At 61.6% G+C, this 24,460-nt stretch carries 19 protein-coding genes and 1 pseudogene; 10 read left to right on the forward strand and 10 right to left on the reverse strand.

The window, feature by feature from the left end:
• Positions 1 to 362 precede the first annotated feature (362 nt).
• Positions 363 to 590, reverse strand: coding sequence for a CopG family transcriptional regulator (locus AB0333_RS15940; RefSeq protein ID WP_366219672.1), 228 nt, complete (start codon positions 588 to 590; stop codon positions 363 to 365).
• Between the two features lie 435 nt (positions 591 to 1,025).
• Here AB0333_RS15940 and AB0333_RS15945 point away from each other — a divergent pair, with 435 nt between their 5' ends.
• The 4 genes from AB0333_RS15945 (at position 1,026) to AB0333_RS15960 (ending at position 4,144) form a co-directional block, all read left to right on the forward strand.
• Complete coding sequence (locus tag AB0333_RS15945; RefSeq protein ID WP_366219673.1) at positions 1,026 to 1,448, forward strand: hypothetical protein; 423 nt, start codon at positions 1,026 to 1,028, stop codon at positions 1,446 to 1,448.
• A gap of 252 nt (positions 1,449 to 1,700) precedes the next feature.
• Positions 1,701 to 2,288, forward strand: a complete 588-nt coding sequence (locus AB0333_RS15950) for a recombinase family protein (protein ID WP_366219674.1) — start codon at positions 1,701 to 1,703, stop codon at positions 2,286 to 2,288.
• 375 nt (positions 2,289 to 2,663) lie between these two features.
• Positions 2,664 to 3,080: a hypothetical protein gene (locus AB0333_RS15955; protein ID WP_366219675.1), complete on the forward strand. Its 417-nt coding sequence runs from the start codon at positions 2,664 to 2,666 to the stop codon at positions 3,078 to 3,080.
• A gap of 152 nt (positions 3,081 to 3,232) precedes the next feature.
• Positions 3,233 to 4,144, forward strand: coding sequence for a hypothetical protein (locus AB0333_RS15960; RefSeq protein ID WP_366219676.1), 912 nt, complete (start codon positions 3,233 to 3,235; stop codon positions 4,142 to 4,144).
• 206 nt (positions 4,145 to 4,350) lie between these two features.
• On the opposite strand, the gene AB0333_RS15965 is transcribed toward AB0333_RS15960, so the two are convergent.
• The 3 genes from AB0333_RS15965 to AB0333_RS15975 form a co-directional block, all read right to left on the reverse strand.
• Positions 4,351 to 4,950 carry a PIN domain-containing protein gene (locus AB0333_RS15965; RefSeq protein WP_366219677.1) on the reverse strand — a complete coding sequence of 200 codons (600 nt, stop codon included), beginning with the start codon at positions 4,948 to 4,950 and terminating at the stop codon, positions 4,351 to 4,353.
• Positions 4,951 to 4,968: 18 nt separating this feature from the next.
• Positions 4,969 to 5,481: a helix-turn-helix domain-containing protein gene (locus tag AB0333_RS15970; protein ID WP_366219678.1), complete on the reverse strand. Its 513-nt coding sequence runs from the start codon at positions 5,479 to 5,481 to the stop codon at positions 4,969 to 4,971.
• 113 nt (positions 5,482 to 5,594) lie between these two features.
• The gene (locus tag AB0333_RS15975) at positions 5,595 to 6,059 is read right to left on the reverse strand and encodes a hypothetical protein (RefSeq protein WP_366219679.1); all 465 of its coding nucleotides are present in this window, start codon (positions 6,057 to 6,059) and stop codon (positions 5,595 to 5,597) included.
• A 1,393-nt stretch (positions 6,060 to 7,452) separates the two neighbouring features.
• Here AB0333_RS15975 and AB0333_RS15980 point away from each other — a divergent pair.
• Positions 7,453 to 8,214 (forward strand): PDDEXK nuclease domain-containing protein, encoded by a 762-nt coding sequence (locus AB0333_RS15980; RefSeq protein WP_366219680.1) that lies wholly within the window; start codon positions 7,453 to 7,455, stop codon positions 8,212 to 8,214.
• A 56-nt stretch (positions 8,215 to 8,270) separates the two neighbouring features.
• Here the strand turns inward: AB0333_RS15980 and AB0333_RS15985 are convergent, their stop codons facing one another.
• From AB0333_RS15985 to AB0333_RS15995, 3 genes are read right to left on the reverse strand one after another with little or no spacing between them, the layout of a single operon-like run.
• Entirely contained in the window at positions 8,271 to 9,302 is a 1,032-nt protein-coding gene (locus AB0333_RS15985; RefSeq protein WP_366219681.1) for a tyrosine-type recombinase/integrase, read from the reverse strand.
• Positions 9,299 to 10,237, reverse strand: a complete 939-nt coding sequence (locus AB0333_RS15990; protein ID WP_366219682.1) for a tyrosine-type recombinase/integrase — start codon at positions 10,235 to 10,237, stop codon at positions 9,299 to 9,301. Before AB0333_RS15990 ends, AB0333_RS15985 begins: the two co-directional genes overlap by 4 nt.
• On the reverse strand, positions 10,234 to 11,235 hold the full coding sequence (locus AB0333_RS15995; RefSeq protein ID WP_366219683.1) for a tyrosine-type recombinase/integrase: 1,002 nt from the start codon (positions 11,233 to 11,235) through the stop codon (positions 10,234 to 10,236). Before AB0333_RS15995 ends, AB0333_RS15990 begins: the two co-directional genes overlap by 4 nt.
• A gap of 469 nt (positions 11,236 to 11,704) precedes the next feature.
• On the opposite strand from AB0333_RS15995, the pseudogene AB0333_RS16000 reads away from it, so the two are divergent.
• Positions 11,705 to 12,040 (forward strand): annotated as a pseudogene (locus AB0333_RS16000) (PDDEXK nuclease domain-containing protein); the annotation flags it as partial.
• 235 nt (positions 12,041 to 12,275) lie between these two features.
• On the opposite strand, the gene AB0333_RS16005 reads toward AB0333_RS16000, so the two are convergent.
• Positions 12,276 to 12,758 carry a hypothetical protein gene (locus AB0333_RS16005; protein WP_366219684.1) on the reverse strand — a complete coding sequence of 161 codons (483 nt, stop codon included), beginning with the start codon at positions 12,756 to 12,758 and terminating at the stop codon, positions 12,276 to 12,278.
• Positions 12,759 to 12,918: 160 nt separating this feature from the next.
• A complete protein-coding gene (locus tag AB0333_RS16010; RefSeq protein WP_366219685.1) occupies positions 12,919 to 13,887 on the reverse strand; it encodes a DUF4192 family protein in 969 nt (322 codons plus the stop codon).
• A gap of 950 nt (positions 13,888 to 14,837) precedes the next feature.
• On the opposite strand from AB0333_RS16010, the gene AB0333_RS16015 reads away from it, so the two are divergent.
• Genes AB0333_RS16015 through AB0333_RS16030 form a run of 4 tightly spaced genes read left to right on the forward strand, consistent with a single transcriptional unit; the run spans position 14,838 to position 23,549 of the window.
• A complete protein-coding gene (locus AB0333_RS16015; RefSeq protein ID WP_366219686.1) occupies positions 14,838 to 17,741 on the forward strand; it encodes an SNF2-related protein in 2,904 nt (967 codons plus the stop codon).
• A 59-nt stretch (positions 17,742 to 17,800) separates the two neighbouring features.
• Positions 17,801 to 19,750: a site-specific DNA-methyltransferase gene (locus AB0333_RS16020; protein ID WP_366219687.1), complete on the forward strand. Its 1,950-nt coding sequence runs from the start codon at positions 17,801 to 17,803 to the stop codon at positions 19,748 to 19,750.
• Positions 19,747 to 22,728 (forward strand): DEAD/DEAH box helicase family protein, encoded by a 2,982-nt coding sequence (locus AB0333_RS16025; protein ID WP_366219688.1) that lies wholly within the window; start codon positions 19,747 to 19,749, stop codon positions 22,726 to 22,728. The genes AB0333_RS16020 and AB0333_RS16025 overlap by 4 nt, the downstream gene beginning before the upstream one ends.
• Positions 22,725 to 23,549 carry a TIR domain-containing protein gene (locus tag AB0333_RS16030; protein WP_366219689.1) on the forward strand — a complete coding sequence of 275 codons (825 nt, stop codon included), beginning with the start codon at positions 22,725 to 22,727 and terminating at the stop codon, positions 23,547 to 23,549. The genes AB0333_RS16025 and AB0333_RS16030 overlap by 4 nt, the downstream gene beginning before the upstream one ends.
• Positions 23,550 to 24,236: 687 nt before the next feature.
• On the opposite strand, the gene AB0333_RS16035 is transcribed toward AB0333_RS16030, so the two are convergent.
• Positions 24,237 to 24,460 (reverse strand): hypothetical protein (locus tag AB0333_RS16035; RefSeq protein WP_366219690.1); only part of this gene is annotated, 224 nt, incomplete at its 5' end.

A 24,460-nucleotide genomic window follows, 5' to 3' on the forward strand; every position in this document is an offset into this window, starting at 1 on the left:
AACAGTCCCGCATGGCACTGACAGACGAGGGTCGTTGGAGACAGCGGAGGCAAGCAGGAGTGTCTTTTTCAGGAGTGGACTGCGCAGACCCCGACACTGTCCGCAAGACGATCCCCTTGCGGCGCAGTGTCGACGTCCCCTGGCCGATCAGTGAAGACCACTTCTGACATCAGTGCCGTCGACTCCTGGAAACGACAGCAGGGTTTGAGCCAAGGCTGCAACGCGAAGAACGGCATAACCCATGTGGTCCAGTTCGGTCATCAATTGATCCGCTTGCAGTGTGGGAGACCGTCACCAGGTCCGCTCCCATGACCACATGCGAGTGCCCCCGACCTATGGTCGGGGGCACTCGCATGCGAAGGTTACATGAGCACGATCTCGCTCTTATTCGAGCCGTCCACGTCCACGATCTGCAGGACGCGACCCTTCTTCGTTTCAGCCCGGACATAGTGGTAGAGAGCGATCGCCCGACGCACTACCTCGGTAATGGAGAGACGATCACTCGCGGCTATGTCCCGAAGCTCTTGAGCAGTCTTCTCGTTCATGTTCACGTTCAAGCGAACGAGCTGCTGTTCCGCGGTGGGTGCCATTTTGAGTTCCTCCCTTGGGGCCGCCGATGACAACAACGGTCCGTGGCGGCCTGTGCATCTATTTACACATCCAATGCGCACCACGTCAACATCCTATCTGTATTTCATCCAATGGGGGCGGTCCATGACCCGTGGCCCTACGTTGGCGCCCAAGAATGAGGTACAACGGTTGGGAGTGGTGCTATCCAAAATTTCAACCCTCCCAAGGTAAGTAGGACATATTGCCAGAGATCCCTAGCGCCAATACAGGTGCTCCAGAGCTTTGTGCCTACCTTGCAGGCCATCTCAAGGAGCGGAACATCGAAGGCTGGACTGTGTCAGTAACCAAGGATGGACAGGCTGCCACCCAGACACCAGACGGCAATGCGGAGCCCACAGAAGGCAGCACGGAGTCGCCTGGATGGGGAGATACGTTTTACTTGAAGCCTCTCTAAGATGTCGACTAACGAGTCTTCAAATTCAATCTCAGAGGGACCCGAGGATGGGCCCTTCTTACCGGAATTCGACGCCGTAGGTGTAGTACCCACGCCAGAGCCTGTATTCGAAATCAGGGAAAACCGGCTTCCGGACACAACCGAATCGTTTACTTCTAAAGAGACGAAGGACAAGCGTCACCCCGACACCGTGCGCAAGAATCTTGCCTTTCTCATCCTCTGGTTTTTGCTTGGCACCTACCTGTTGACAATTGGGGCCTTCTTGGTGTCAAAGTTCATGCCAACTGATCCTGAACTTTTTGGATCTGCCGACCTAACCTCCGCAATCGCCGCGATCTCTGGCCTTCAAGGCCTTGGCGCGGCGGTGGTCGGTTTCTACTTCGGCGTGAAGCAAGAAGAATCCAGACAGGATTCTGAGTCCTGATGCCGATGAGGCGGGCCACCAGACAACGGGCATGCTTTTGTGATTATTGGGGCGTTTGAGTGGCCCCTTGGAGTGTCAAGACGTCTCCTAAGTCATGGGTTACAAGACGTCTCATAGGTGCGGACATGGGCTCGTCAGGAAGGTGCGGATTTCCGGCCTTCGTTGCCCCCCGACGATTCTTGCAACTATGTATCGGAACTCCGCGGCTAGAATCGAGTACTCAACGTTAGTTGCGAGACACTCGGGGTGATCATGGGGAAGTTGATCGGGTACGCGCGGGTCTCCACCCGGAGGCAGGACGCCGACCGGCAGGTCGAGGACCTCATCGCAGCCGGCGTCCGCCGGGATGACCTCTACCTCGACCATGGAGTGTCCGGTGCCCAGGCCTCCCGGCCGAAGTTCGACAAGACGGTGGCCGCACTCCAGGAGGGGGACACCCTGGTGATTACCACCCTGGACCGGTTGGGTCGATCCACGCAGAACATGCTCGCCTTCGCCGAGACCCTCCGGGACCGGGGCGCCGGGCTGCGGGTGCTGAACCTGGGTGGGGGAGACGTGGACACCCACACCCCCATGGGGTCCATGGTCTTCACGGTGATGGCAGCCCTGGCCCAGATGGAACTGGAGATCAAGCGCGAACGCATCACCGACTCCGTCACCAAGCGACGAGCCGCCGGCCAGGACCTCGGCGGACGGCGTCAGACTTTCACCGATTCCCAGATCCGCAGTGCCGCCCACCTCGTCGAGTCCGGCCAGCCCGCCGCACAGGTCGCCCGTGATCTGGGCATGTCCCGCGCCACCCTCTACCGACGCATCCGCGACCTACCCACTGCAACGTAGCGCTCTTGGCGTTGCCCCCTCGTCTGCAAGCAACAGCATGGGACGAGGATCCATCCAGGCAGGCGGCGTATGACGCCCCGCCGCCGGGAAGGATCCCGGGCGGGCCTACGGGCCGCTGCCCGAAGCATTTTTCCGTTCCTCCGTGGAGCTAGACGGTAATTGGCGGCGTTCCGTGATCGCTCGGTGACACACTCCGGGGAATATTGGGTCTTGGCGTTCACCGCACTCGCAAGTGCGTTAGAAAACTTTTCAAGGCGTACCAATCCAGCGGGCTGCATATTTGGCAAATCTTTGGAGGCAATCGCTGTATTTCGAGCGGACCGTATGAAATCATGGAGACATCAGTAGGATTCCACGACAAAGTTTGGAGATGGCATGGCGTTCGAAGTGTTTGATAAGCGCAGCGCTCCGATGAAGGGCACGCCGAGCGTGACCGTGCAACGTCGCGGCATCGTCTCGATCAACGGTCCTGCTCACAAGTTGATCAAAGGCGCGCAAGTAGTGGAGCTTCTTTTCGACAAGGAGCGGCGCGTCATGGCCATCCGGCCAGCGGAGCCCTCGGCGCGGACTTACGAAATGCGCGAACCGTCCAAGTCCGGTCAGACACTTGTTTCCGCCGTCGCCTTCATGGAGGCCTACGACATCGACACGACCGTCAGTCGGCGGTACGAGCCGTTCGAAGAGGACGGGATGTTGTGTATCAACTTCAACGGTCCCTCGATTGACATTCAGGGCAATCGCACCAAGAAGCAAAATGCTGAGGAAGCCGATGAGAGGTCGCCCATGCATTAGAAAACTTCGGCCCCAACCCATTGCAGTGGGTTGGGGCCGAATCACAGGACCCGAGGGCACTGGTAGTGATACTCCGTCACTTCTACCAGCGTACAGAAGTCACCGGGGGCGCCGCCCCCACTTCGAGGGTCCTTCAACAAGGAGGAGTCCTCATGACTTCGATCCAGAAATACTACGGAATCACCGGACCGGTGCCCTTCGAGAACGTCACCGTCGACACCGACAACCTGATGTTCCTCGACCCGCACGTCATTCGACTGCGAGGCGAACCCGATCACTTCGCCGCTGAAGCGGTGCGCTGTCTCGACAGCTTCTTCGATACCGTTGCCCGCGCCGTCATGTCCACCGACCCTGCCGCGCGGACCCACGCCGAGTCGGACCTGCAGCGGTTCACCGAACCTTGGGAGACTCGGCTCGGCATGGCAGAGACGGGGTTCAGCGGCCATGGCGCGGCCAGTGACATCGGCACCAGGATCTGGGAGGCGATGAACACCGATCTCGAGGCACTCCTGCACCTAGGCATCCTCAAGAACATCGAGGAACTGCCATTGTTCGTCGAAGGAGTCGACCGCGACATCACCTCGGACATCACCACACGGATCGTCTTTGGACCGCTGGCGGCCTTCACCAAGCAGATGCTCGATCACTACCCAGAGTTTTCGACTCAGCCCCACCAGACAGCGGAGTTCGACCGCCAAGTGTGGGATCCCGACCAGCACACCTGGGCGATCGAACGAGTAACCCTCCCGGTGACAGATGGGAAAGCCCTACTGCTCGTTCCCCGCGGATGGACCCGACGCAATCTGCTGATGTCCCCCACCAGGTTCTTCGAGACCAGCCTCTTGTCCTACGTCCAGGGAGAGCAAGCGGTAGCCCTGTCCAACGGCAAAATCCTCAAGACGCCCAAGGACCGGCTCAAGCAGCAACCCACGCTTCAGCGCGGCCGGAAAACCCACCTCCAGGTCGCGCTCAGAGCACATGCCGCAGGATCAAACCTCCTGGAACTGTTCCGCACGTTCGTCGCCGACAGGTTCGATCCCCCCGCTGAACTCGACGCGGCATGAGTCATGAGGGTCGTGCCACCACCACCGGTGTGAGTGGCGGCGCGACCCTCGCTGCGTGGCGGCACTCCCCTAGGGTCTCTCCGTCAACAAGGACAGTGGATTCCAACGACGCGGGTCGCAAAGCCCAGTGTCCACGAGGTATGCAACTCGGGGTCGCTACTGACAGGATCATCATTGGTTGCATGTAACGTCAGGTGCCCCGGAGATCAGGATCCGGTGTAGGTGGTGTCGAGGAGCTCTCGGATGATGTCGGTGGCATCGTTCATGCTGTAGAGCCGGTCAAGGGTGTCAAGAATTTCAATGGGTGACCGAGCTGGATATTTGCTTCCTGAACGTTGCGACATCGCGGTGACTGCGGCCAGACCCAGGTCTGGCCGCATGCTTACCGTCTCGTGTGCAAAAGTTTTTGCGTTGACAATCTGGATGCCAACAGGGACCGTCTTGACCGGAAAATCACGCAAGTTCTCCGTCACGATACTCCCGGCTCCTCCGATGACGGCTGCGGCAAGAACATGTTCGTCATCGCGGTCCGGAAGGCCGTAGGTTCCTTCCAACCCTTCCCAGCCGTGGACGAGTGAGTCCGCGAAGCTCATGCGCATCTGAACGACCAGATGGCTTGCCTTCTCGCATGCCACTTCCTGGGAACTTCCTCGGTCAATGAGTTTGAGTTCCTCGTTGACTCCGACTTCCCCGAGAATCGCCTCACTGAAGACGAAGCGATAAGCGCCCTCAAAAGCCAGAGACAGAAGAAAGTCCCTTTGGGTGCTCGGCCAAAGCACGCAACTATCGAGGAGTGCGGTAAACATACGTCTATCCTGCCATTGCTATTTCGAGCGACGGCGGCGCGCGGCCTCTTCGCGGGCCTTTTTCATCCTGGCAACCACAGCTTGGGGCTCCTCATCATCGACATCGCCCATAGAAGACAGCGCCTCATACTGTTGCGCTTTGCGGGCCTCCTTGTAGGCAACCACATCCGTAAGCCGAACCCGGCGGTGAGTCTTTGGCTTCTCGAAGGGGATCCTCCCCTCGTCAAGCAACTTAACGAGGGTTGGCCGAGTTACCCCTAAGATGTCCGCGGCCTGCTGGGTAGTTAGCGTCATGGAACTGGGGGTGACGGTTACCGCCATGCCTTTCCGCATGGCTTCCACGACCTTGATCAGAGCTTCATAGACTTCGTGGGGAATTTCCACCTGATCCCCGGCGTCCGGACCCGACAGAAAGAACTGTGGTGAGGGGCGAGAACCCGTCTTCTCGATGTGGGCTTCGATAAAGTCGTAAATATCCCCTGCGGCGAGGTTCTGGGGCGCGAAGAAAGTTTCCCGCGTTGCGGTGCTCATACTCATAGCATCCCTGTTCGTGATTTTCGTTTTTTGCGTTTCGTTGTTCCATGGATGCTATCTTCCTAGAACTCTTGAGTCCAGCCGGGGCTTTTGTGAGCCCAATGGCCACCTCAACATCTTCGGGAAAGGACCAACGACGGATCGGCACCACCGCCCCAGTACAGTGAGATGGTTGTCCGACCATGACTAAGAACCGCCTCCACACATGTGTCAGAAGGGCCCTCCAGCACCCACTCTGACAGCTTGCTTTGGTCGGAGATTGATATGTCCAAGAGGTATACCTGCTTGGACACCTCAGGAGTGTCCTGCTCGCCGTAGCCCATCTTCACAACCACAGCCCCCTCAGAATGGGAACGGGCGCTCCTCTTTGTCCGCCTCAAGCTTGCGGAGCGCTGCCCCATTCGCTCAAGCCTCTTGAGCCTGAGCCATGCAAGAGAGCTGTACCCCACCCCGCCGTACGCGAGGACGATTACGTACAGGAGGATCATGAACGGCAGAGGATCCAATGACGGGAGAACTGGCGTGCCCGACATATCAGCCAGGACGATCGTTCCACCCAGGAAAAAAATGGTCACCGAAGGAATGCTGATCCATAGGAAACGGGTGCGCTGTCGAGTGATAGCCACTTTGCTCGGATGCGAATCAGCGGCCAGAATCCGAAACCTGGTCTCCAGATGCTCTCGCAAATCCCTGCGTCTCACATCTTTAGGCAGCGCGTTCAAGATTTCGACGAGCTCTTTCAACGCAGCTCGCTCACGCGACCCCGAGACCCCCAATAGACCGGCGCCAACACGCCAATCAGTCCGATCGCGGCAACAATAATGTTTCCCCACATAGGGCGAAAGTCTATTCGGCTGCTGTATGCCCGGCCTGAAACCGCCCGGCTTACTGGGATGTAGCCCATTATGCTCCGACAGTGAGCCCGCTGGCTTGCCGGCGAAGACGGCGTGAAGAGGGGTAAGAGGTTGGCGAACATCAAAAGGATTAGTTCCACTTTGCGTCGCAAGGGAAAGCGACAGCAAGCAGGAATCGTCCAGGAGCCCACGGGCACCGGCACGGCAGTTAATTGAGCGGCTCCGAAGCCCGCCCGTAAGGGGATCCGCATCCGGAATCGCCCCGTCGCCCAGATGACCCTCGGCAGCACCCCTGAACTGCCGCCGCAGGCCCTTCCGGCTTACGGGGGACGTTCGGCCGCGTTGCGTTGAGGGGCCAGCTGAGCCAGGACCGGGTCTTCGCGCAACGCCTTTCAAGGTTCTGCGGCTCCCAGAGCCGGGCCGTCAGCGGCGACGCGCCCCACGGCGCGCGGCCCCGTCGGCTTGCCGAGTCCGACCCCACGCCGCAAGGTTGACCCGGCGGCAGTGACGGCGATGAAAACAACCGGAACCACGGGGAGCAGCGGCAGACGCACCACGTTTCAGCGCCATGCCGCGGCGGCCTGGATCAGAGTGATCGGAGTCTGTCGGCGGGGCATAGCGGTCCGAAAGTATAGACAAAAGGCCACTACCAACGCCGAGGGCCCCTTCGATACTCTGAAGGGGCCCAGTGAGACGGTGCACACGGATCGACAGATGGACTAAGCCCGCGGGGATGCGGGCTCATCTGCATTAGGTCTGACAAGAGGCGGTGGCGTGAGCCACCGCCTCTTTGCGCCTGTTCGGAGCGTACCCGTGAAATCCCTTTACCTCAATGGAAACAGCAGGATTACTCAACACTTCAACGGCTAATGTGTCTACGCTCCTGTCTGGCCTCACCGGTCCCCGTCGAAGGCGTCGAAGGCCAAGAGCGCATTCACGGCCGAGCGAGCGAGCACACGCCGAGGGCGGCAGGACCACGGGCCTTGTATCTTGGCACGACCCAACCCGCTGAGCCCTGGTCGTTTCGGCTGGCACCCGCAGAACACCGGGTGGGGATCGTTTATCGCGAGAGCCCGCCCGTTAGGCTCTGGCCTTCCTCGATAGGATGCGGTCCGTGACCAAACCCGCTGAACTCGCCCTGCCCGAGGACTACCCGGCCTTTCTGGGTGAGCTGAAGGAGCATGTCCGGGGTGCCCGGCTACAGACGCTGCGCCGGGTCAATACGGACCTGCTCGGGCTCTACTGGAGGATCGGGCGGGACATCCTGGACCGTCAACAACACCAGGGTTGGGGCAGCGGGGTTATTGGTCGGCTGGCCCAGGACCTGCGCGCCGAGTTCCCCCAGATGACGGGTTTTTCCCGCAGCAACCTTTTCTACATGCGTGCCTTCGCCGCGGCATGGCCGGACTGGGATCCAAATGTCCCACAGGCTGTGGGACATTTGCCGTGGGGCCACGTTCGGGTCTTGCTGGACAAGCTCGACACCGCGTCGGCGCGGGACCGGTATGCCGCTGCGTCCGTGGAGCACGGGTGGTCCCGGAACGTGTTGATGAACATGATTATGAACCGGTCTCTGGAGCGTTCCGGCACCGCCCCGTCGAACTTCGGCACCCATCTGGCGGCCCCGGATTCGGAGTTGGCGCAGCAGGTCGCCAAGGATCCCTATTCCTTCGAGTTCCTGGGCCTGTCCGGAGCTGTCGCCGAGCGGGACCTGGAGCAGGCCCTGATGGACCGGATCACCGAGACGTTGCGGGAGCTGGGGCACGGCTTCGCGTTCGTGGGGCGTCAGGTGCACCTCGAGGTGGGTGGGGACGACTTCTACATCGATTGTTCCGATTCTCGGGTTATTCCGAGAACGGTCGGTGTCTCTGCCTGAAGGGCGTGTGACCTGGGGAAGGGCTGCGCCGGTCCCGCAGGCATCGGAATAACGGATCAGTCGGTGAGTCCGCATAGGCGCTGGATGATGTCCTCCTGGTTGTGCCAGATCGGCACGGCCGGCGGACCGGTGATGATTCCGCCGGTTGCTTTGGTGAGGGCACGGCGTTTCATTTCAGTATCGGCATGGGCGTAGATGAGCGTGGTCTCCGGGTCGGCGTGACCTAGCCACTCCGTGAGCAGCGCCAGGGGCATGCCTGCCTGGTAGAGATGCATGGCCCGGCTGTGCCGGAGCATATGCGGGTGGACCTTCTCAGGTATCTCGGGACAGCTTTCACGGGCCTTGGCGGCGTGCTGACGGAGGAACCTGGCGACGTTGTCATCGGACATGGGCGTCTTGCGGTGTCCGTGGATGGTGTAGAACAGCGGCTGTCCTGGGTCGGGGTCGGCGTGGAACGCGGCGGTGTAGCGGCGGCAGTGGGCTGCGGTCTCGGTGGTGATGGGCAGGCGGCGGGGCTTGGACCCTTTCCCGATCAGTTCGACGGTGAGCCGCTTGGCGTCAATGTCGCCGAGGGTCAGGGCGAGCATCTCGGCATCACGGGCGGCCAGGTCGTACATGAGGATCATGAAGAACTGGTCTCGCGCCCCGGTCTTGGTGCTGGCGTCGGGGGTGGCCAGCAGAGCGGTGATGGCGGTGGTCGTCAGGTAACGGACGGTTGGTGTGGCCGGTGTCTTCAGTTGGGGGATGCCGTTGAGGTCGGCCAGGTGCATGGCCAGGGTCGGCTCAACGGTGGCGGCGTATCTGAAGAAGGAACGGATGCAGGCCAGTCGCTGGTTGTAGGTCGTCGCCGTCCAGCCGCGCGTCGTCCTCATGTGGTCAAGGAATCCGATGACGCAGGCCCGGTCGAGGAGCGGGAAGGTGATCTGGCTGAGTGAAACCTGTCGGTTCTCGGCGAGGTAGGCCAGGAGCATGTTCCAGGTGTGGCGACAGGAGGTGATGGTGTGGGCGCTGGCGCCGCGTTGCCGGGGCAGGAACACGGTGAACCATTGGCGCAGGTGCCGGTAGAAGCTGTCGGTTGGCGTGGTCATGGCGTCACCTCCGGGATGATTCCTGCCGTGCCGGTCAGCCCTGTTGCGGACAGGCGCTCGGGCAGCAGATGTACGTAGTAGGCGGTTGCAGAGTAGGTCTCGTGGCCCATGTAGGTCGACAGGTACGGCAACCACACGTTGAGGTCGCGGCCTTCTTCAACCCAGCGCGTCAGGGTTCGGGTGGCGTAGTTGTGGCGCAGCGTGTAGGGCGTGGAGCCGGGCGCCAAGTCCCCGGCGATGGCGCGGCATCGATGGAAGGAAGCGGTTAGCCAGCAGCCCGGGTAGGGCTGGCCGGGGTGCTGTTCGAAGAAGAACTCCCGGCCGGGGCGGTGCAGATTCGCCAGCTCGTCGTAGCGGGCCAGCAGGGTGGCCATGCCAGCGTCGATCGGGACGCGGCGGTCCTTGTTGTACTTGGTCTGCTCGATCATCATGATCGCCGTGTCGGGGTCGATGTCGCGGCGGCGCAGCTGCCGGGCTTCCTGCGGCCGTAGCCCGCAGCCGAGCATCAGCCGGAACACCACCGGGATCGTGTACTCGCGAAACGGGCTGGCCGAGCAAGCAGTGAGCGAGTCGGTTGCCGAGAAGAAGGCTGTCAGCTCCTCGTCGGTGAAGATGTGGGGCAGGCTCCTGGCGCGGTGGCTGATCCACTCGGCGGGCAGCACGAACGCCTCGATGCCGACCATCTTCAGGTACTTACCGAACGCGCGGATCGCGTGGGCCTTGTACGCAGGCCATTGGGTACGGGTGCCTTCCTCACACCAGGCCGTCACCAGCTGACGCGACAGAATCGTCTCGCCGGGCCGATGGGCCAGGCAGAACCGGTCGAAGCTCTGCATTGGATGGACCAAGGTCTTCTTCGCGTAGCCCAGACCGGCCCGCCATTCGAGCATCGCCTCGATGTGGGAGGCGAAGCCGCTGCCGAACGCCGCGCTCATCGCAGTCCCTCCCGGGTGGGAGCGAAGCGGTCAAGAGGCAGACAACACTGCCGCAGCGATTCATCGGCCAGTGCGATGTAGCGCCTCGAGGAGGCGGGGTCGCGGTGGCCGAGTACCTGTGCGGCCAGCTCGAGCTGGGCGCCGGACTCGACCAGACGGGTGCCCGTGGTGCGCCGCAGGGCGTGGAAGGTCTTGCCGTCGTGTGCCTGGTGGGACACGCCGGCTGTGGGCAGCCATCGATCCATGATCAGCGCCCCAGTCGGGCCACTGAGCTTCACGAAGGGGGCGTAGACGCGGACGAAGACCTCGGGCGCCTGGCACACCGGTCTGCCGTGCAGGAGCCAGTCGGCTATCGCGTTGCCGGCCTCTGCCGACAGGGGCAGCGTCAGCGGTGCCAAGGTTTTGTGCTGGACCAGGTGGATCTCGTCCCGACGCCAGTCGATCTCATTCAGCCGTAGCGCCACGATGTCGCCGCAGCGCATCCCGGTCGACAACGCCAACCGGACCATCGCGTAGTCCCTCTTCCCGCGCGGGGAGCCGGTCTCGATCGCGGCCAGGATGCGGCCGGTTTCCTCGGGCGTGAAGCACGGCAGCGCGCGTGCCCGCCGCGGCCCGACCCTTGCTAGCATCGCCTCGACGTCCAGCTCCGAGTAGCCCTGCTGGTTGGCGAACGCGAAGAACCGCTTGAGGGCCCACACGGTGTTGCCCATACCCGATGTGTGACGGGGCCCGACCTCGACGAGGAAGCCGCGGACCTCATCAAGCACCACCGATCCAAGGGTGCCGCCGACGCTGTCCAGATAGCGCAGGAACTGGCGCACCTCCCCGACCACCAGATGCACCGAGCCCGATGCCAGCTCCCCGCGCAGTGACTCCGCGAAGGCAGTGAGGACCGCCTCTGCTGTCGTGCCCAGGCCCGAGGCCGGCCTGCGCCTTCTCCAGACCACGGCCCCGTTCTGCTGGAACTGCAGCATCATCCCGGCTGTCTTCTCCAGCATCGACCGCATCGTAGGACCGATCTGCCCACGACGCGCCCGCTCGTCCATGGCCGCCATGAACTCTTCCACGGCCCGTTCTGTCAGCCGATCGATCCCCTGGCTGTTGCAGAACCCAACCACAGCGTGACAGCAGCTTCGGTAGTACCTGACCGTCCCATCGGCCAAGCCGATCCGCGCGGACTCCGCCAGTACCCCCTCGACAATTGTTGATAGCCCCTTCTCCATGACCCAGACCTCCATCGGATGGTCGCGGCCACTCTGAATCGGGCCGCGGTCACACCACGATGCACGGGAACCCATCGGGGTGCACGGGGAAACCTCCGGACCACAACGCCCGAGATCAGCCTCCAGGCACGACCGGGTTATTCCGACCCAGACGGGAGATTGTCGAGGTCACAGGCCCGCCTACGCAGCAATCGGAATAATCCGAGAATCGGAACAATCGATGTTATTCCGAGCTCGGAATAACGTCGACCTGTTGTTCTTCCACGTCGAGCAGCTGCGCTACTTCGTCATCGAGCTCAAGACCGGCAAGTTCCAACCCGAGTATGCCGGCAAGTTGAACTTCTACGTCGCCCTGGTTGATGACCGGTTCAAACGCGCGGTCCACGCGCCAACGGTGGGGATCCTGATCTGCGGCAGCAAGAACGACCACACCGTCCGGTACGCGCTGGGCCGGTCAACGTCACCGCTGGCGGTCTCCGCCTACACCTACGACCAGCTGCCGGCGGCCGACCGGAGCCTGGTCCCGGCCGAGGACCAGCTCACCGCCGCCCTGGATGCCCTGCCCGACGAGGGATCCTAGGCGCCGAGGTCGAGGAACTCCGGGGGCGTTGTTGCGGACGTTTCCGACTGCGGGAGCCGCCTCGTCGAAGGTCTGGGACGCGCTTTCGTGGTGGCTGCTGTGTCTTGCGAGGAGTGGCCGCGGTGTCATCGGGCGTGTCACACTGCCGACCCCGGGCGACGAAACCCGGGGCCGGCGGTAGGCACCCGTGGAGGGGTACGGCGGTAGGCACCCGTGGAGGGGTACGGCGGTGAGCTTATCGGAGGGGTGCCCAGGGTTCAGTGATTCGGTGGAGATCCGCGGGCGCGGTCCACTTGGCCGGGGCGTGGTGGTCGAGGTGTTCGGCCAGGGTGTTTTCGAGAATGCTCGGCGCGGGAGCGTCGAGGGCCCAGGTGCGGACGCTGGCAGCGTGGGGGTCGGTGATGGTGACACCGCGTCGGTCGGTGGTCATCCACGTGTTCCAGCCGGGCAGGATCGTGAGGGCCAAGGGCGCAGCGGTGATGAGCAGCGCAGTTGCGATTCCAAGAAAGGCCTCTGGGGTGTGGCCGTGAGCCATCGCCGCGCCAGTAGCGGCCAAGGCCACCCCGGCAGCGCCGGCCCGTAGGGCCAGGCGGGTGCGGGCGGCTCGGCCGTCTGGCCGGCGGGCCACGCGCAGCTCGGCGCGGTAGACGATGGCCAGGGCCGCGGGCAGTTCATGAGGGCGTACGGCGAAGGTCCTGGGTGTCAGGGTGGTGTCCATGGTGGTCTCCTGTGGTCGGGAGGGTGCCGGTAGATCCCCGCCGGGCGGGCGGGGGGCTACCGGCCCCGAGGGGCCCTGGTGCTGGGTCTCAGCGTAGAGTCCTGAGCCTGTCCGCCGCTGGCGGGCGGGGCCATCCTGTGGATAGCCCCGCCCGGTGCGATTACTTGGAGCGGGGGCGGCGGGCGCGCTCCGGGTCGCGGGCGATCGGGGCCCCGCCCGGGATTGTAGTGAGCCGGGACAACAACCGGGCGTACGTGCTCTCCGGGTCGAGGGCGCAGGCCCGGTCAATGGCCTTCCCGGCGGCTGACCCTTCACCCTGCATCCAGTGAGTGTGGCCGAGGGTGGCCAGCAGGTGCGCGGCGTCTTGGTCGCTCGCACCGGTGATGAGCGTGCGCAGGATCGCCTGTCCGGCCTCCACGCGGGTCCAGTCCACCGGTCCCACGGGGTCCCCGGTGAAGACCTTCTCCCATCCCTTGCCGTCTCCGGCGCTGTAGGTGTCCGCAATGAGGCGGTCCCGGCTCTCGGGTAGGCACAGGGCGGCGGTCAAGGTCAAGGCCTGCGCCTCGGTGGACTGGTGGCCGGTCAGGACGTGATCCCAGAGGTCGCGGACCTCAGCGATCGCGTCCGCGCGGTCCATGTGGATCAACCGGGCCTTCTCGGCCAGCGTGTCCAGTGCATCCAGCCCGGCATGCTCGGGAACCTCGGGCACGGGGGTGCGGGTCACGCCCTGATAAGCCATTTCAAGACCGACGACCGATTCCCCGGCGCTCCACTGACCGCCCAGCCCATCGCTGGTGCTGTAGTGGTCGCCGTCCACGGCGACGCACTGGCGCACGGGCAGACCCTGCCCGGTGATCGCCTCGGCCAGATCCTGCACCGCCTCGAGGTCCACGTCGTAGCCGACGAGCACGGCACCGTCGGCGATGGTATGGGAGAAATGCGGCATGATCGCCTCCGCCACCACGGACGCGGGCGCCTGCGCCGGGGGCGCATCCATGCGGAGCACGGCACCCAGTGCGTTGTCCTGCATGGGCAGGACCACGATGGAGCGGCGGGGCCGGATGCCCAGAATGGTGGTGATGTAGTCGAGCAGATCGACCACGCTGGTGGCCTTGATGATTTCAGACATGACTTCCTCCACGGGTAGGTGAGGGGGTCGCGGTGCCAGCCCCGCGCTTCGTCGTTCCCCCGTATTTTTTTGCCTGCTGGCGAAACGAAGTGAGCTGCCCCGGACGGAGCCGGCATCAACCCGTAGGGCGGTGGAGGAGAAAAGCTTGGGGAGGAAATCAGCGACCGAGGAACGAGGGAACGCCGACCCAAGGTTTTCGGGGGAACCGGCCCCGACGAAGGAGGGGCTTGTGCCGGTGGAGCCGGGGCGCATAATCCGCAGGACAGCAGGCAAAAAAGGAGGTCGGCCCGCCAGGGCCGGGCCCCTGGGCCGCCGCCGTTCCGGCGGACCAGGACAACAGCCGGCCGCTTGCGGCCGCCCGCCTGTGGTGTTCCGAGCCAGCGAGGAACACCACCAGCCATTGACCTGACGGCCAACGCAGCAGGCGATGAGGCCCGGACCGTTTGCCCGTTTAGACACTGGGCGCAGGACGGAGAAGGGGGAAGGATCCAGCTCCGGAGACGCCGATCTAGAGGGTCAGAATCCGTCGCAACTTCCATGGGGAAGCTGGGGGTTTTCGTACTCGGCTTGTGGCACCGCCTGCGGAACAGAGCATGGTGTCAGAATCCGCCGGATCACAATCGGTCGTTTTTGAACACTGGGATGGAGGCCCGGCGTCGCTCTCCCGGCACGGGCAAACCCACCGTTGAAATCCGTGGTTGTACGACTCGGACAGCGCACAAATTACGAGTCCAAGCTACTGGGCTGTACCACCCGGCGCGACACGATTCAGCGTCAGATGTTCCCGGTAGCCTTGTGACTAGGACTTAACGAGAACTAAATCGCGCCCTCGGCGCAGAGGAGCGGCAACACCCGATGAGGCGCAAAGCGGCACGGCGATTTCGCAGCGACGGCAGACAGGTCAATGCAACTTCGTTGTGTCTCGCTCCTTCTTCCCTGAAGACTCTTGGATGAGGCTGCTAACCCCGCACCAGGCGAAGTACTATGCCCATGAGCTGCAGCGCAGCTATGCGAACGACCACGTTGGCAAGCTCGCGGGACTACTCTTCGACGCGCAGGTGGAGCCGAAGCCGCACCAGATCGACGCGGCCCTCTTCGCTCTGCAGACGCCGTTCCTGCCGGGCATTATCCTCGCTGACGAGGTCGGCCTGGGTAAGACGATCGAAGCAGGCATCGTCATCTCTCAGTACTGGGCGGAGCGCCGGCGGAGCATCCTGATAATTACACCATCGAGTCTGCGTCAGCAGTGGCAGCAGGAACTGTACGAGAAGTTCCTGATTACCTCGGTAATCCTGGATCCCAAGTCGAAGGATGCAGTGCTTGAAGGATCCGGCTCGCGCTCATCTCAGGTCCTGATCTGCTCATATGAGTTCGCACTTCGTCACGAGTTGTCTCTCCTCAAGGTATGGGATCTCGTGGTCGCCGATGAGGCACACCGACTGCGCAACTACTGGACAGGTAAGACGAAAGCGGCAGGAGCCGTCGCGCACATCCTCCGGGGGGCGCGCAAGACGGTACTGCTCACCGCGACGCCCCTCCAGAATAAGCTCGAAGAGCTCTATGGCTTGGTGTCGATTTTCGACCCCGGTTACTTCTACTCGCTTGATGCCTTCCGCGAGCGGTATGTCAAGAACCGCGATCACGGGGGCGACGATGACCTTGTCGAGCGTGTGGCAACGATTTCGAAGCGCACCCTCCGACGGGACGCGGACAAGTACATCCACTTCACCAAACGCCTGCCGCTGACCGTCGAGTTCACGCCGTCGCCGGACGAGGCGAAGCTCTACGACCTGGTGAACGACTACCTCCAGCGCGACGATCTGTTCGCCTTCGCCGGATCACAACGCCACCTCTCCGCGTTGATTATCCGCAAGCGACTGGGCTCATCGACGTACGCGGTCGCGAGCACCCTCGAGAACATCGCCAATCGTCTGGCCGACGAGGTCGCCGCCGGCCAGCGCCGTGATGGACGTGGCGGCCTGGTCGCAGCAGACTTCGCGGTCGATGACGAGATCACCAGCGAAGAGCTGGAGGAGGCCGAGGAGATCGGGGCGGCCAGGCCCGATTCTGCCTCGTCGTCGACGTCGAGACCGCTTGCCGAGACGCTCCTCCAGGCGATGAGAGCCGAGGTCGCAGAGCTGCGGGAGTACGCGTCGTTGGCTCGCTCGATCACGGAGAACCAGAAAGCCGTCAAGCTCGGCGAGGCACTCGACCTCGGCTTCGAGCGCCTCCGTGACCTCGGCGCTCCGGAGAAAGCCATCATCTTCACCGACTCAACCAAGACGCAGGAGTACATCGCGCACTCGCTGCGCGATGCCGGTCGCGGCGAGGGGCTCGTACTGTTCAATGGATCGAACAACTCACCAGAGCAGACGGCGATCTACCAAGACTGGCTCAAGGCCAACAAGAACGGGGACTTGATCACCGGGATCGCTGCGGTCGATCGGCGTAAGGCACTGGTCGATTACTTCCGTACCCAGGGCATGATCATGGTCGCGACCGAAGCGGCTGCCGAGGGCATCAACCTGCAGTTCTGCTCGATGCTCGTCAACTACGACCTGCCCTGGAATCCGCAGCGGGTCGAACAGCGCATCGGCCGGGTGCACCGCTTCGGCCAGAAGCACAACGTCGTGGTCGTGAACTTTTCGAACAAGGGCAACCTCGCCGAGCAGCGCATTCTCGAACTGCTGTCGAACAAGTTCCATCTCTTCGAGAGCGTCTTCGGGGCCAGCGATGAAGTACTCGGTGCCATCGAAGATGGCCTCGACTTCGAGAAAACAATCAGCGACATCCTGACCCGCTGCAAGACCGCCGACGAGTTGGACGCGGCCTTCAGGGAGCTTGAGGGCCAGTATGCAACCGAGATCTCCCGCGAGATGGCCAGCGCCAAGGCCAAAGTGTTCGACAACCTCGACCCGCATGTTCAGGATCGCCTAAAGGCGTACGACACGCAGTCCGGCGAGATGCTCAACAAGTTCGAGCGCCTACTGCTCGCCGTGACACGGTACGAGCTGGATCAATTCGCCACCTTCGAGGGCGACGGTCGCACATTCGTGCTGAAAGAATCGCCGGTGACGGACGCACCCACCGGGCGCTACTTCTTCAAGTCTCAGCCCCTCGACAACGCCCACCAGTACCGCTACGCGAGCCCGCTAGCCCAGCACGTCGTTGACGCCTCGAAAACGCACGACACACCCTCGCATGAGTTGACGTTCTCACTTGGTCAGTCAGAGCGCGTGAGCAGCGCAACGAAAGCGCTCGAGGGTAGCAGCGGCGAGCTAACCGTCAGCTTGGTCACCTTCCGCATGAAGGCCCGAGACGAAGATGTCTCCGAGTCCTACCTGCTCGCTGGCGGCCTGACCGACGACGGGTGCTGGCTCGACGACGAGTACGTCGCCGACATTCTCGATCTGGCATGCACGTCCATCAGCGAGCAGTCTGTAACCATTGATGAGAGCCGCTTCACCACGCGCCTGGACGCCCGTCGGTCTGAACTGGAGAAAGAGGTGCAGGGTCGCAACTCTCGCTACTACGACCAGCAAGAGGAGCTGCTCTACCGCAACCAGCAGGACCGGAAAGCCGAACACGAGGGCATGATCCGTGACTACCGGACCAAAGAGAAAAACGCTCGTAAGCTCGCTCGGCAAGCCGACGACCCAATGGAGCAGCTACGGCTTAAGAAGGAAGCTCGAAAATGGGAGCAGCGGGCCGAGGAAACCGACGAGGACTTCCGCGAGACCCGCAAGAAACTCCGGGCAGAAGCGGACAAGTTCCTTGATCTCATCGAGCAATCCCTCAAGGGAACCCAAGACACAGAGCACCTGTTCACGATCCGCTGGCGGATAGTCACGTAGACCACGGGCCACTCACAAACCTGACTCAACTTGTTTCGATCTGGAAAGCGACTCACTGAATGACTGACGACATCTACGAAACACCATCCACTACTCCCAATTTCCAGACCGAGCTGGCAGCACAGCTTGCCGATCTAATGCCCGAGGCCATCGCCGACGGCAAGGTGGATGTGGAAAAGCTCAAGGAGTTGCTCAGTTCGGATGCAGCAGACAACAGCGAGCGGTTTGGCCTATTTTGGCCCGGCAAGAAGCGGGCACTCCGGGCAGCGCAGGAGCCGACGACCGCGACCCTGAAGCCCGACTTCGAGAACTCGAAGGACTGGGACACCACCCAGAACGTCTTCATCGAAGGCGACAACCTGGAAGTGCTCAAGATCCTGCAGAAGCATTACCACGCGAAGATCAACCTGATCTACATCGATCCTCCGTACAACACCGGCAAAGACTTCATCTATCCGGATAATTACAAGGAAGGGCTCAGCACCTACCTTGCGTGGAGTCGGCAGGTCAATGATGAGGGCAAGAAACTCTCCACGAACGCAGAGACCGAGGGACGCTATCACTCCAACTGGCTGAACATGATGTACCCACGCCTTAAGCTCGCGCGGAACCTGCTTGCCGATGACGGTGCCATCTTCATCTCCATCGATGACAGTGAGTTTGCCAACCTCAAGAAACTCACTGATGAGATCTTCGGCGAAGCAAATTTCATTGCCACTTTGGCGATTGAGATGTCCAAGACTCAAGGGATGAAGGTGGCGGCAGCACAGAACGGTCAGATCGTTAAAAATCACGAGTACGTGCTCGTATACGCGCGCAGTGCCGCGCGCGCTCTCAGCGATCGACGCCCGCTCTACGACGCGAGCGAACTCTATGACTCCCACTATGACGTGGTCTGGGAGAGCGGCGCATCAGTAACGGCACTTTCGCGCCTGCTTGAAGGGGATCCCCGGTCCGTCCAGGCTTTCAACCGCTTCGGCCTCCGAGTTGGCAAGCCAGACCTCAAGACGCTCCTGTCCCTGGACGCTGACTACCTCTCCTATTTCATGGCGGAGATTGCACCGAAACTATATCGAGAAAGCCCAATTTCTCTTGACAGCATTCAAAATATGGAACTGGAGACCGGAGTAATATTCCAGTACCAGAAGTACCTCCTTCGGAAGAACTCGAAGGGCACAGTTATTCAGCTCCAACCATTTCTGGACGGCGTCAAGCAGACCGATGACTACTCCCCAGTTCGAGCAAGAGCGACTATACGAGGGGCGCTCTGGAAGGGATTCCACTCGGACATGATGAACGTCGGCAAAGAGGGTGGCGTCGAATTCAAGAACGGAAAGAAGCCGACTCGATTGGTGAAACAAATCATCAAGTGGGTTAATCGCCGCGACGGTATCGTTCTCGACTTCTTCGCCGGTTCGGGAACGAGTGCCGAAGCAACTCTTGCAATGAATGCAGAAGACGGCGGCAGCCGCTCATACATTTTGGTCCAGCTGCCTGAGCCAATTTCCAACGGCTCGACCGTTGCGGACCTCACTCGCAAGCGCATAGGCGGCATCCGCCTCGCTCCGACTCTTGAGCGCGCTGTTGATACCGGATATCGGTCCTACAAGCTCGTTGATACGAACTTTTCTAAATGGCATGTCTCCAGCGATGTCGAGTACAACACCCTCGAACAGCATTTGCTCGAGCTTCGCGACAGCAGCAGTGCTGACGACGCGACGCCAGACAGCTTGCTCACTGAAGTTCTCCTGAAGCAAGGCTATTCTCTGACCGAGAAGATCTCCTCGACCAAGATCGAAGGACTCGACGTCCGCGTGATTGGTGACAACCTCGTGATCGCCTACCTCGATGAGCATGTTAAGCCGACACTGGAGCAGCTCCGCGCGATCGTGGATGCTGACCCGCAGCGCATCATCGCCCTAGAAGACGCCTTTCAGGGAGACGATGAACTCAAAACCAACCTCGCCCAGCTCACAAAGAGCAAGGGCATCGAGCTCTGGACAGCATGATGAGGAGTTCAGGCTTTCAGTTCGACGCCAGCCAGCAATATCAGCTCGATGCGATCGCGTCGGTGGTCGACCTCTTCGACGGGCAGCCGAAGGACGCGGAGAAGCTCGTCACGAAGCTACGGGGCGCGGCCGTCATCGCCCAGACCAATCAATCCGCGCTCGACCTTGACTTGACTCAGGAGGTCGGCGCCGTCGGTAACAGCCTGCTGCTTGATGGCGATTTGATCCTGGCGAACCTTCAGCGGGTGCAGGACCGCAATGGGCTCGAGGTCACACCGAAGCTATACGCCGATGCGCTCGATTTCGACGTCGAGATGGAGACGGGTACCGGGAAGACCTATGTGTACCTACGCACGATCTTCGAGCTGGCGCAGAAGTACAACTTCACCAAGTTCGTGATCCTTGTGCCGAGCGTCGCGATCCGCGAGGGCGTCAGTACGAGCATCCGGCTCATGCGGGAGCACTTCGAGAACCTCTACAAACAGCACGGCATCACTTTCGACGCATCGATCTATAGCGGCAGGAGTGCCGAAGAGGTGCAATCGTTCGCGACGTCTACGAACGTGCAGATCCTGATCATGACGATCGACTCGATCCGCGGCAATGCCAACACCCGCATCATCCATCAGACTCGCGACAAGCTGAGCGGTCTGCGCCCGATCGATTATCTGAAGGCTACGCATCCGGTCGTCATCATGGACGAGCCGCAGAACATGGAGTCGCAGCTGTCCCAGTCGGCGATTGGTGAACTCGACCCGGTCTTTACGCTCCGCTACAGCGCCACCCACAAGAAGCAGCGCAACGTTGTCTACCGGCTCGACCCGGTTGACGCTCACGATCTTGGGTTGGTGAAGCAGATCGTGGTCGCCGAGGTGCAACAGCAGGGCGCCGACGCGGCGCCCTACATCAAGCTGGTCGAGGTTCGGCGGGAGCCGTCGTGGTCGACTCGGCTGGAGTTGTCCTGCCGCAAGGCCGACGGGTCGCTGGAGCGCCGTATCGTCAGCGTGAAGCAACACCAGGAACTCTCCGACGCGCGCATCACCAACAACCCGATCTATGAGGGCTGGCGCGTCAACGAGATGAGTATCGAGCCCGCCTACGTCGACCTCACCACGCACGGATTCCTGTACGAAGGCGAAAGCATCGGCGCGTCGGCCGGTGCGATCTACAAGGAGATGATCCGCGAAACCATCCGCGAGCACCTGCGTAAGGAATCGATGTTGCGTGCCAAGGGCGTCAAGGTGCTCAGTCTCTTCTTCGTTGATAAGGTCGCCAGCTACCTGGGCGATGGCACGAACAATGAAGACGCGAGTGGCGACTTCGTCACCTGGTTCGACGAGGTCTTCGTCGAAGAGCGCGCCAAGTCCACGCGGTACCAGGAACTGCTCCCACAGGCTCCGAGCGAACTTCGCCGCGCGTACTTCTCGCAGATCAAGCGCGGCAAAACCACGACCTACCAGGACTCATCAGGTGCCACGAAAGCCGACGACGACGCCTACGAACTGATCATGCAGGCCAAGGAACGACTGCTCGATGAGAATGAGCCGGTGCGGTTCATCTTCAGCCACTCTGCGCTAAGGGAGGGCTGGGACAACCCGAACGTGTTCCAAATCTGCACCCTGCGCGAGATGGGCCGGGAAGTTGAGCGCCGCCAGACGCTGGGACGCGGCCTTCGACTTCCGGTCGCGAAGACCGACGAAGGCTATGCCCGCGTCGCCGAAAGCGGTATCGCCACCCTCACCGTCATCGCGAACGAGTCGTATCAGGCGTTCGCGAAGAGCCTGCAGAGGGAGTACAGGGACGCTGGAGTCGAGATCGGGCGGGTGCGCCTGAGCGAGTTCTCCAAGATTGCCCTCCAGGATGCCGAGGGCGTTCTCACCGATGACCTGTTCGGCTACCAGCGCTCGATTGACGTGTGGAATCACCTCCAGTCCCACGGATTCATCGCGGACGGTGTTGTCACGCCGAAGTTCCAGCCGAACACGGTCGGGTTCAGTCTCGAGCTCCCCGCACAGTACGAGGCATACGAGACCGAGATCAGCGCCCTGATCGCCCGCGCGAACATCGGCACGTACGTCAACCCGGTCAGCAAGCGTCAGCCTCGCGTACTCAACAAGCAGCTATACTCGACGCCCCAGTTCGAGGAATTCTGGGAGACGATCAGCCGCAAGACGACCTACCACGTGCGCGTCAGCCGAGACGAAATCATTAAGAACGCGGTTCAGGCGGTCAAGGGTGCTCCCGATATCGACCCCCTGCGCATCCAGGTCACCCGCGCTGGCGTGAGGGTGCTCCGCGGCGGGGCGAAGGGTGAAGAGCTCGGCACCCGGTCGGCGGATCTCAAGGGCAGCTACGACCTGCCCGACATCATCACGGAACTCCAGGAAGCGACCTCTCTGACCCGCAAGACCATCGTCGACATCTTGCTCGGCAGTGGGCGGTTGAGCGAGTTCATCGGCAACCCAAACGACTTCATTGCGATGGCCAAGCGGGCGCTCCAGGGTGAGCTGGCCAAGATCGTTGTCGAGGGCATTCAGTACGAGAAGATCGCCGGCTCCGTCTATGAGCTGCGCGAGCTACAGAAGGACGGCTCCGAGGAGAAGGAGCGCTTCCTCGACCAGATGTACCGGGTGCAGCACACGCAGAAGACCGACTTCGACTACGTCGTCTTCGACTCCGATGTGGAACGTCAGTTTGCCGAACTGCTCGACTCACGCGAGGACGTCAAGCTGTTCATGAAGCTTCCGGCCAAGTTCAAAATCGACACCCCAGTCGGGCCCTACAACCCCGACTGGGCGATTATCAAGCAGGAAGATGGCGAAGATCGGATCTACATGATCCGCGAGACCAAGAGCACCTTAGATGACTCGAAGCTCCGCCCCGCTGAGCTTGCCAAGATCAAGTCCGCAAAGCAGCATTTCGCAGCGATCGGCATCGACAACTACGCGAGGTCCGCGCCCGGGAGCTGGAAGCTATGAGCAATGAAAGCGAGCTCCGGCGCCTTCGCTCCGAATCCGAGCGCCACCGCGTCAATACGGCCAAGGCCTCCGGGATTATGGCAACCCAACGGAAAAAGGCCGCCGAGGCCACCATCGCCGCAGGCAAGTCCAAGAATGCTTCGACTGTCAAAAACAAGTTGGCTGAAGCGCAGCGTGCCACTAAGGCGGCCAACGACGCTGAGAAGAAACGCGCAGACTCCGAGAAGAAATTGGCGGACGTCGAGCGCAAGATCAATGCGACTCAGCAGAAGTACGAGAAGGAACAGCGGGACACCCAGGTTAAAGCTTTGGCACAGTTGCGCCGAGATAACGAACGTGCCACGTCCCAGTTCCACCCACCTGCCCGACTTGGCTCGCCGATCAGCCCGACCGGGACGTCCACGCCGACATCTGACGTCTTTCTGTCCCACGCGAGCGAGGACAAGGACGAGATCGCCCGCCCGCTGAAAGACTCACTGGAAGCCAAGGGAATCTCAGTTTGGTTCGACGAAATCAACATCAAACTCGGTCAAAGCATCCGGCAGGAGATCGAGTTGGGGATCGCCTCTTGCCGTTTCGGAGTCGTCATCGTGTCTCCCGACTTCTTCAAGAAACAGTGGACCCAAGCAGAGCTGGATGCGCTCTTCGGCCGGAAAATGAACTCCGGAGAGAACCTAATCCTCCCTGTTTGGCATCGAGTATCAAAGGACGAGGTGCTCAAACACTCTCCCCTTCTCGCGGGCATCCTCGCCCTGAACTCGTCGCTCCACACCGTCGATGAGATGGCCGATCAGATTGCAGACGTTATCCAAACTGCTTAGCCACAGCAGGCGGCGTCTTCGGAAGCCCTCGGGGCATTGCCGAGCAGTATCCCTCAGCCCGCGCTGAATCCAGGTAGTCGCACGCCACGGCGCCCAGCCCAGAGGTCGGCGTCGTATTCGCGCAAATGGACCAGCCAGCGCAGGACGATGACCAGCAGGACCGCCGCGACCAGGACGCCAGCACATAGGCCAATCTCCACTGGTGCACCGAGCCGCGGAGCCAGGAGATAGCCCAGAAAGACGTTATGCCCGCGCACATCGGCTGGCCGTGACGCGGAGACCGTTGGCTTCGCCCGCATAGGATGCACAAAAGGGCAATGAACTGGGAGGCAGTGGAATTAATGGCTGTTTGGGTTGTACGCGCAGGACGTGGCGGTGAGGACGAGGACTGGAACCTTTCCCAGGGTCGTGCCGGCGTGGGGTTCGCGGAGGTCGCTTCCCTGGAGGCAACCTGGCGGCCTTCGTCCTGCAGTCCACGGGCTGCTACGCAGGCTTGACTTGGAGTATGATCTTTCGCAGCGATACCGTCCGAGACGCATCTACGGCAATGTACGGCGGTCAAGGGATCTAAATGTTGCTAGCGAGCTGACGATCCTTGGAAGCTGTTGAGCGGGCCACCGACGGGCGGCCCGCTCTCCTATATCCCACCCCCGCATTTTGTGAGACGAGCCTCCCGGCTAAGGCACATCATGCAGACCAGATGCGTACCAAAAGGCATGTGTCGGAATGGCGATTGGGACCGGGGGAAACGAGCACGTTCCAACCATTCTCGCTCAGCCAGGCGAGATCGGAGCAGTCTTGCCCGGTTAGCTGGTACGGCTCACTGAGATACTCCATGGCGCCGTCCGGGTGCTTTACCCGGTAGCTATGGTCCGCGAACTTATACTCGGTCGGTTCGCTGCCGCCCTTCG

It is taken from the genome of Citricoccus sp. NPDC079358 (assembly GCF_040702545.1).
Classification (GTDB): Bacteria; Actinomycetota; Actinomycetes; order Actinomycetales; family Micrococcaceae; genus Citricoccus.

Coding starts and splice junctions, on each gene's coding strand:
- AB0333_RS15940 (WP_366219672.1), bottom strand. CDS start 590: ATGGCACCCACCGCGGAACAGCAGCTCGTTCGCTTGAACGTGAACATG.
- AB0333_RS15945 (WP_366219673.1), top strand. CDS start 1,026: ATGTCGACTAACGAGTCTTCAAATTCAATCTCAGAGGGACCCGAGGAT.
- AB0333_RS15950 (WP_366219674.1), top strand. CDS start 1,701: ATGGGGAAGTTGATCGGGTACGCGCGGGTCTCCACCCGGAGGCAGGAC.
- AB0333_RS15955 (WP_366219675.1), top strand. CDS start 2,664: ATGGCGTTCGAAGTGTTTGATAAGCGCAGCGCTCCGATGAAGGGCACG.
- AB0333_RS15960 (WP_366219676.1), top strand. CDS start 3,233: ATGACTTCGATCCAGAAATACTACGGAATCACCGGACCGGTGCCCTTC.
- AB0333_RS15965 (WP_366219677.1), bottom strand. CDS start 4,950: ATGTTTACCGCACTCCTCGATAGTTGCGTGCTTTGGCCGAGCACCCAA.
- AB0333_RS15970 (WP_366219678.1), bottom strand. CDS start 5,481: ATGAGCACCGCAACGCGGGAAACTTTCTTCGCGCCCCAGAACCTCGCC.
- AB0333_RS15985 (WP_366219681.1), bottom strand. CDS start 9,302: ATGACCACGCCAACCGACAGCTTCTACCGGCACCTGCGCCAATGGTTC.
- AB0333_RS15990 (WP_366219682.1), bottom strand. CDS start 10,237: ATGAGCGCGGCGTTCGGCAGCGGCTTCGCCTCCCACATCGAGGCGATG.
- AB0333_RS15995 (WP_366219683.1), bottom strand. CDS start 11,235: ATGCTGGAGAAGACAGCCGGGATGATGCTGCAGTTCCAGCAGAACGGG.
- AB0333_RS16005 (WP_366219684.1), bottom strand. CDS start 12,758: ATGGACACCACCCTGACACCCAGGACCTTCGCCGTACGCCCTCATGAA.
- AB0333_RS16010 (WP_366219685.1), bottom strand. CDS start 13,887: ATGTCTGAAATCATCAAGGCCACCAGCGTGGTCGATCTGCTCGACTAC.
- AB0333_RS16015 (WP_366219686.1), top strand. CDS start 14,838: ATGAGGCTGCTAACCCCGCACCAGGCGAAGTACTATGCCCATGAGCTG.
- AB0333_RS16020 (WP_366219687.1), top strand. CDS start 17,801: ATGACTGACGACATCTACGAAACACCATCCACTACTCCCAATTTCCAG.
- AB0333_RS16025 (WP_366219688.1), top strand. CDS start 19,747: ATGATGAGGAGTTCAGGCTTTCAGTTCGACGCCAGCCAGCAATATCAG.
- AB0333_RS16030 (WP_366219689.1), top strand. CDS start 22,725: ATGAGCAATGAAAGCGAGCTCCGGCGCCTTCGCTCCGAATCCGAGCGC.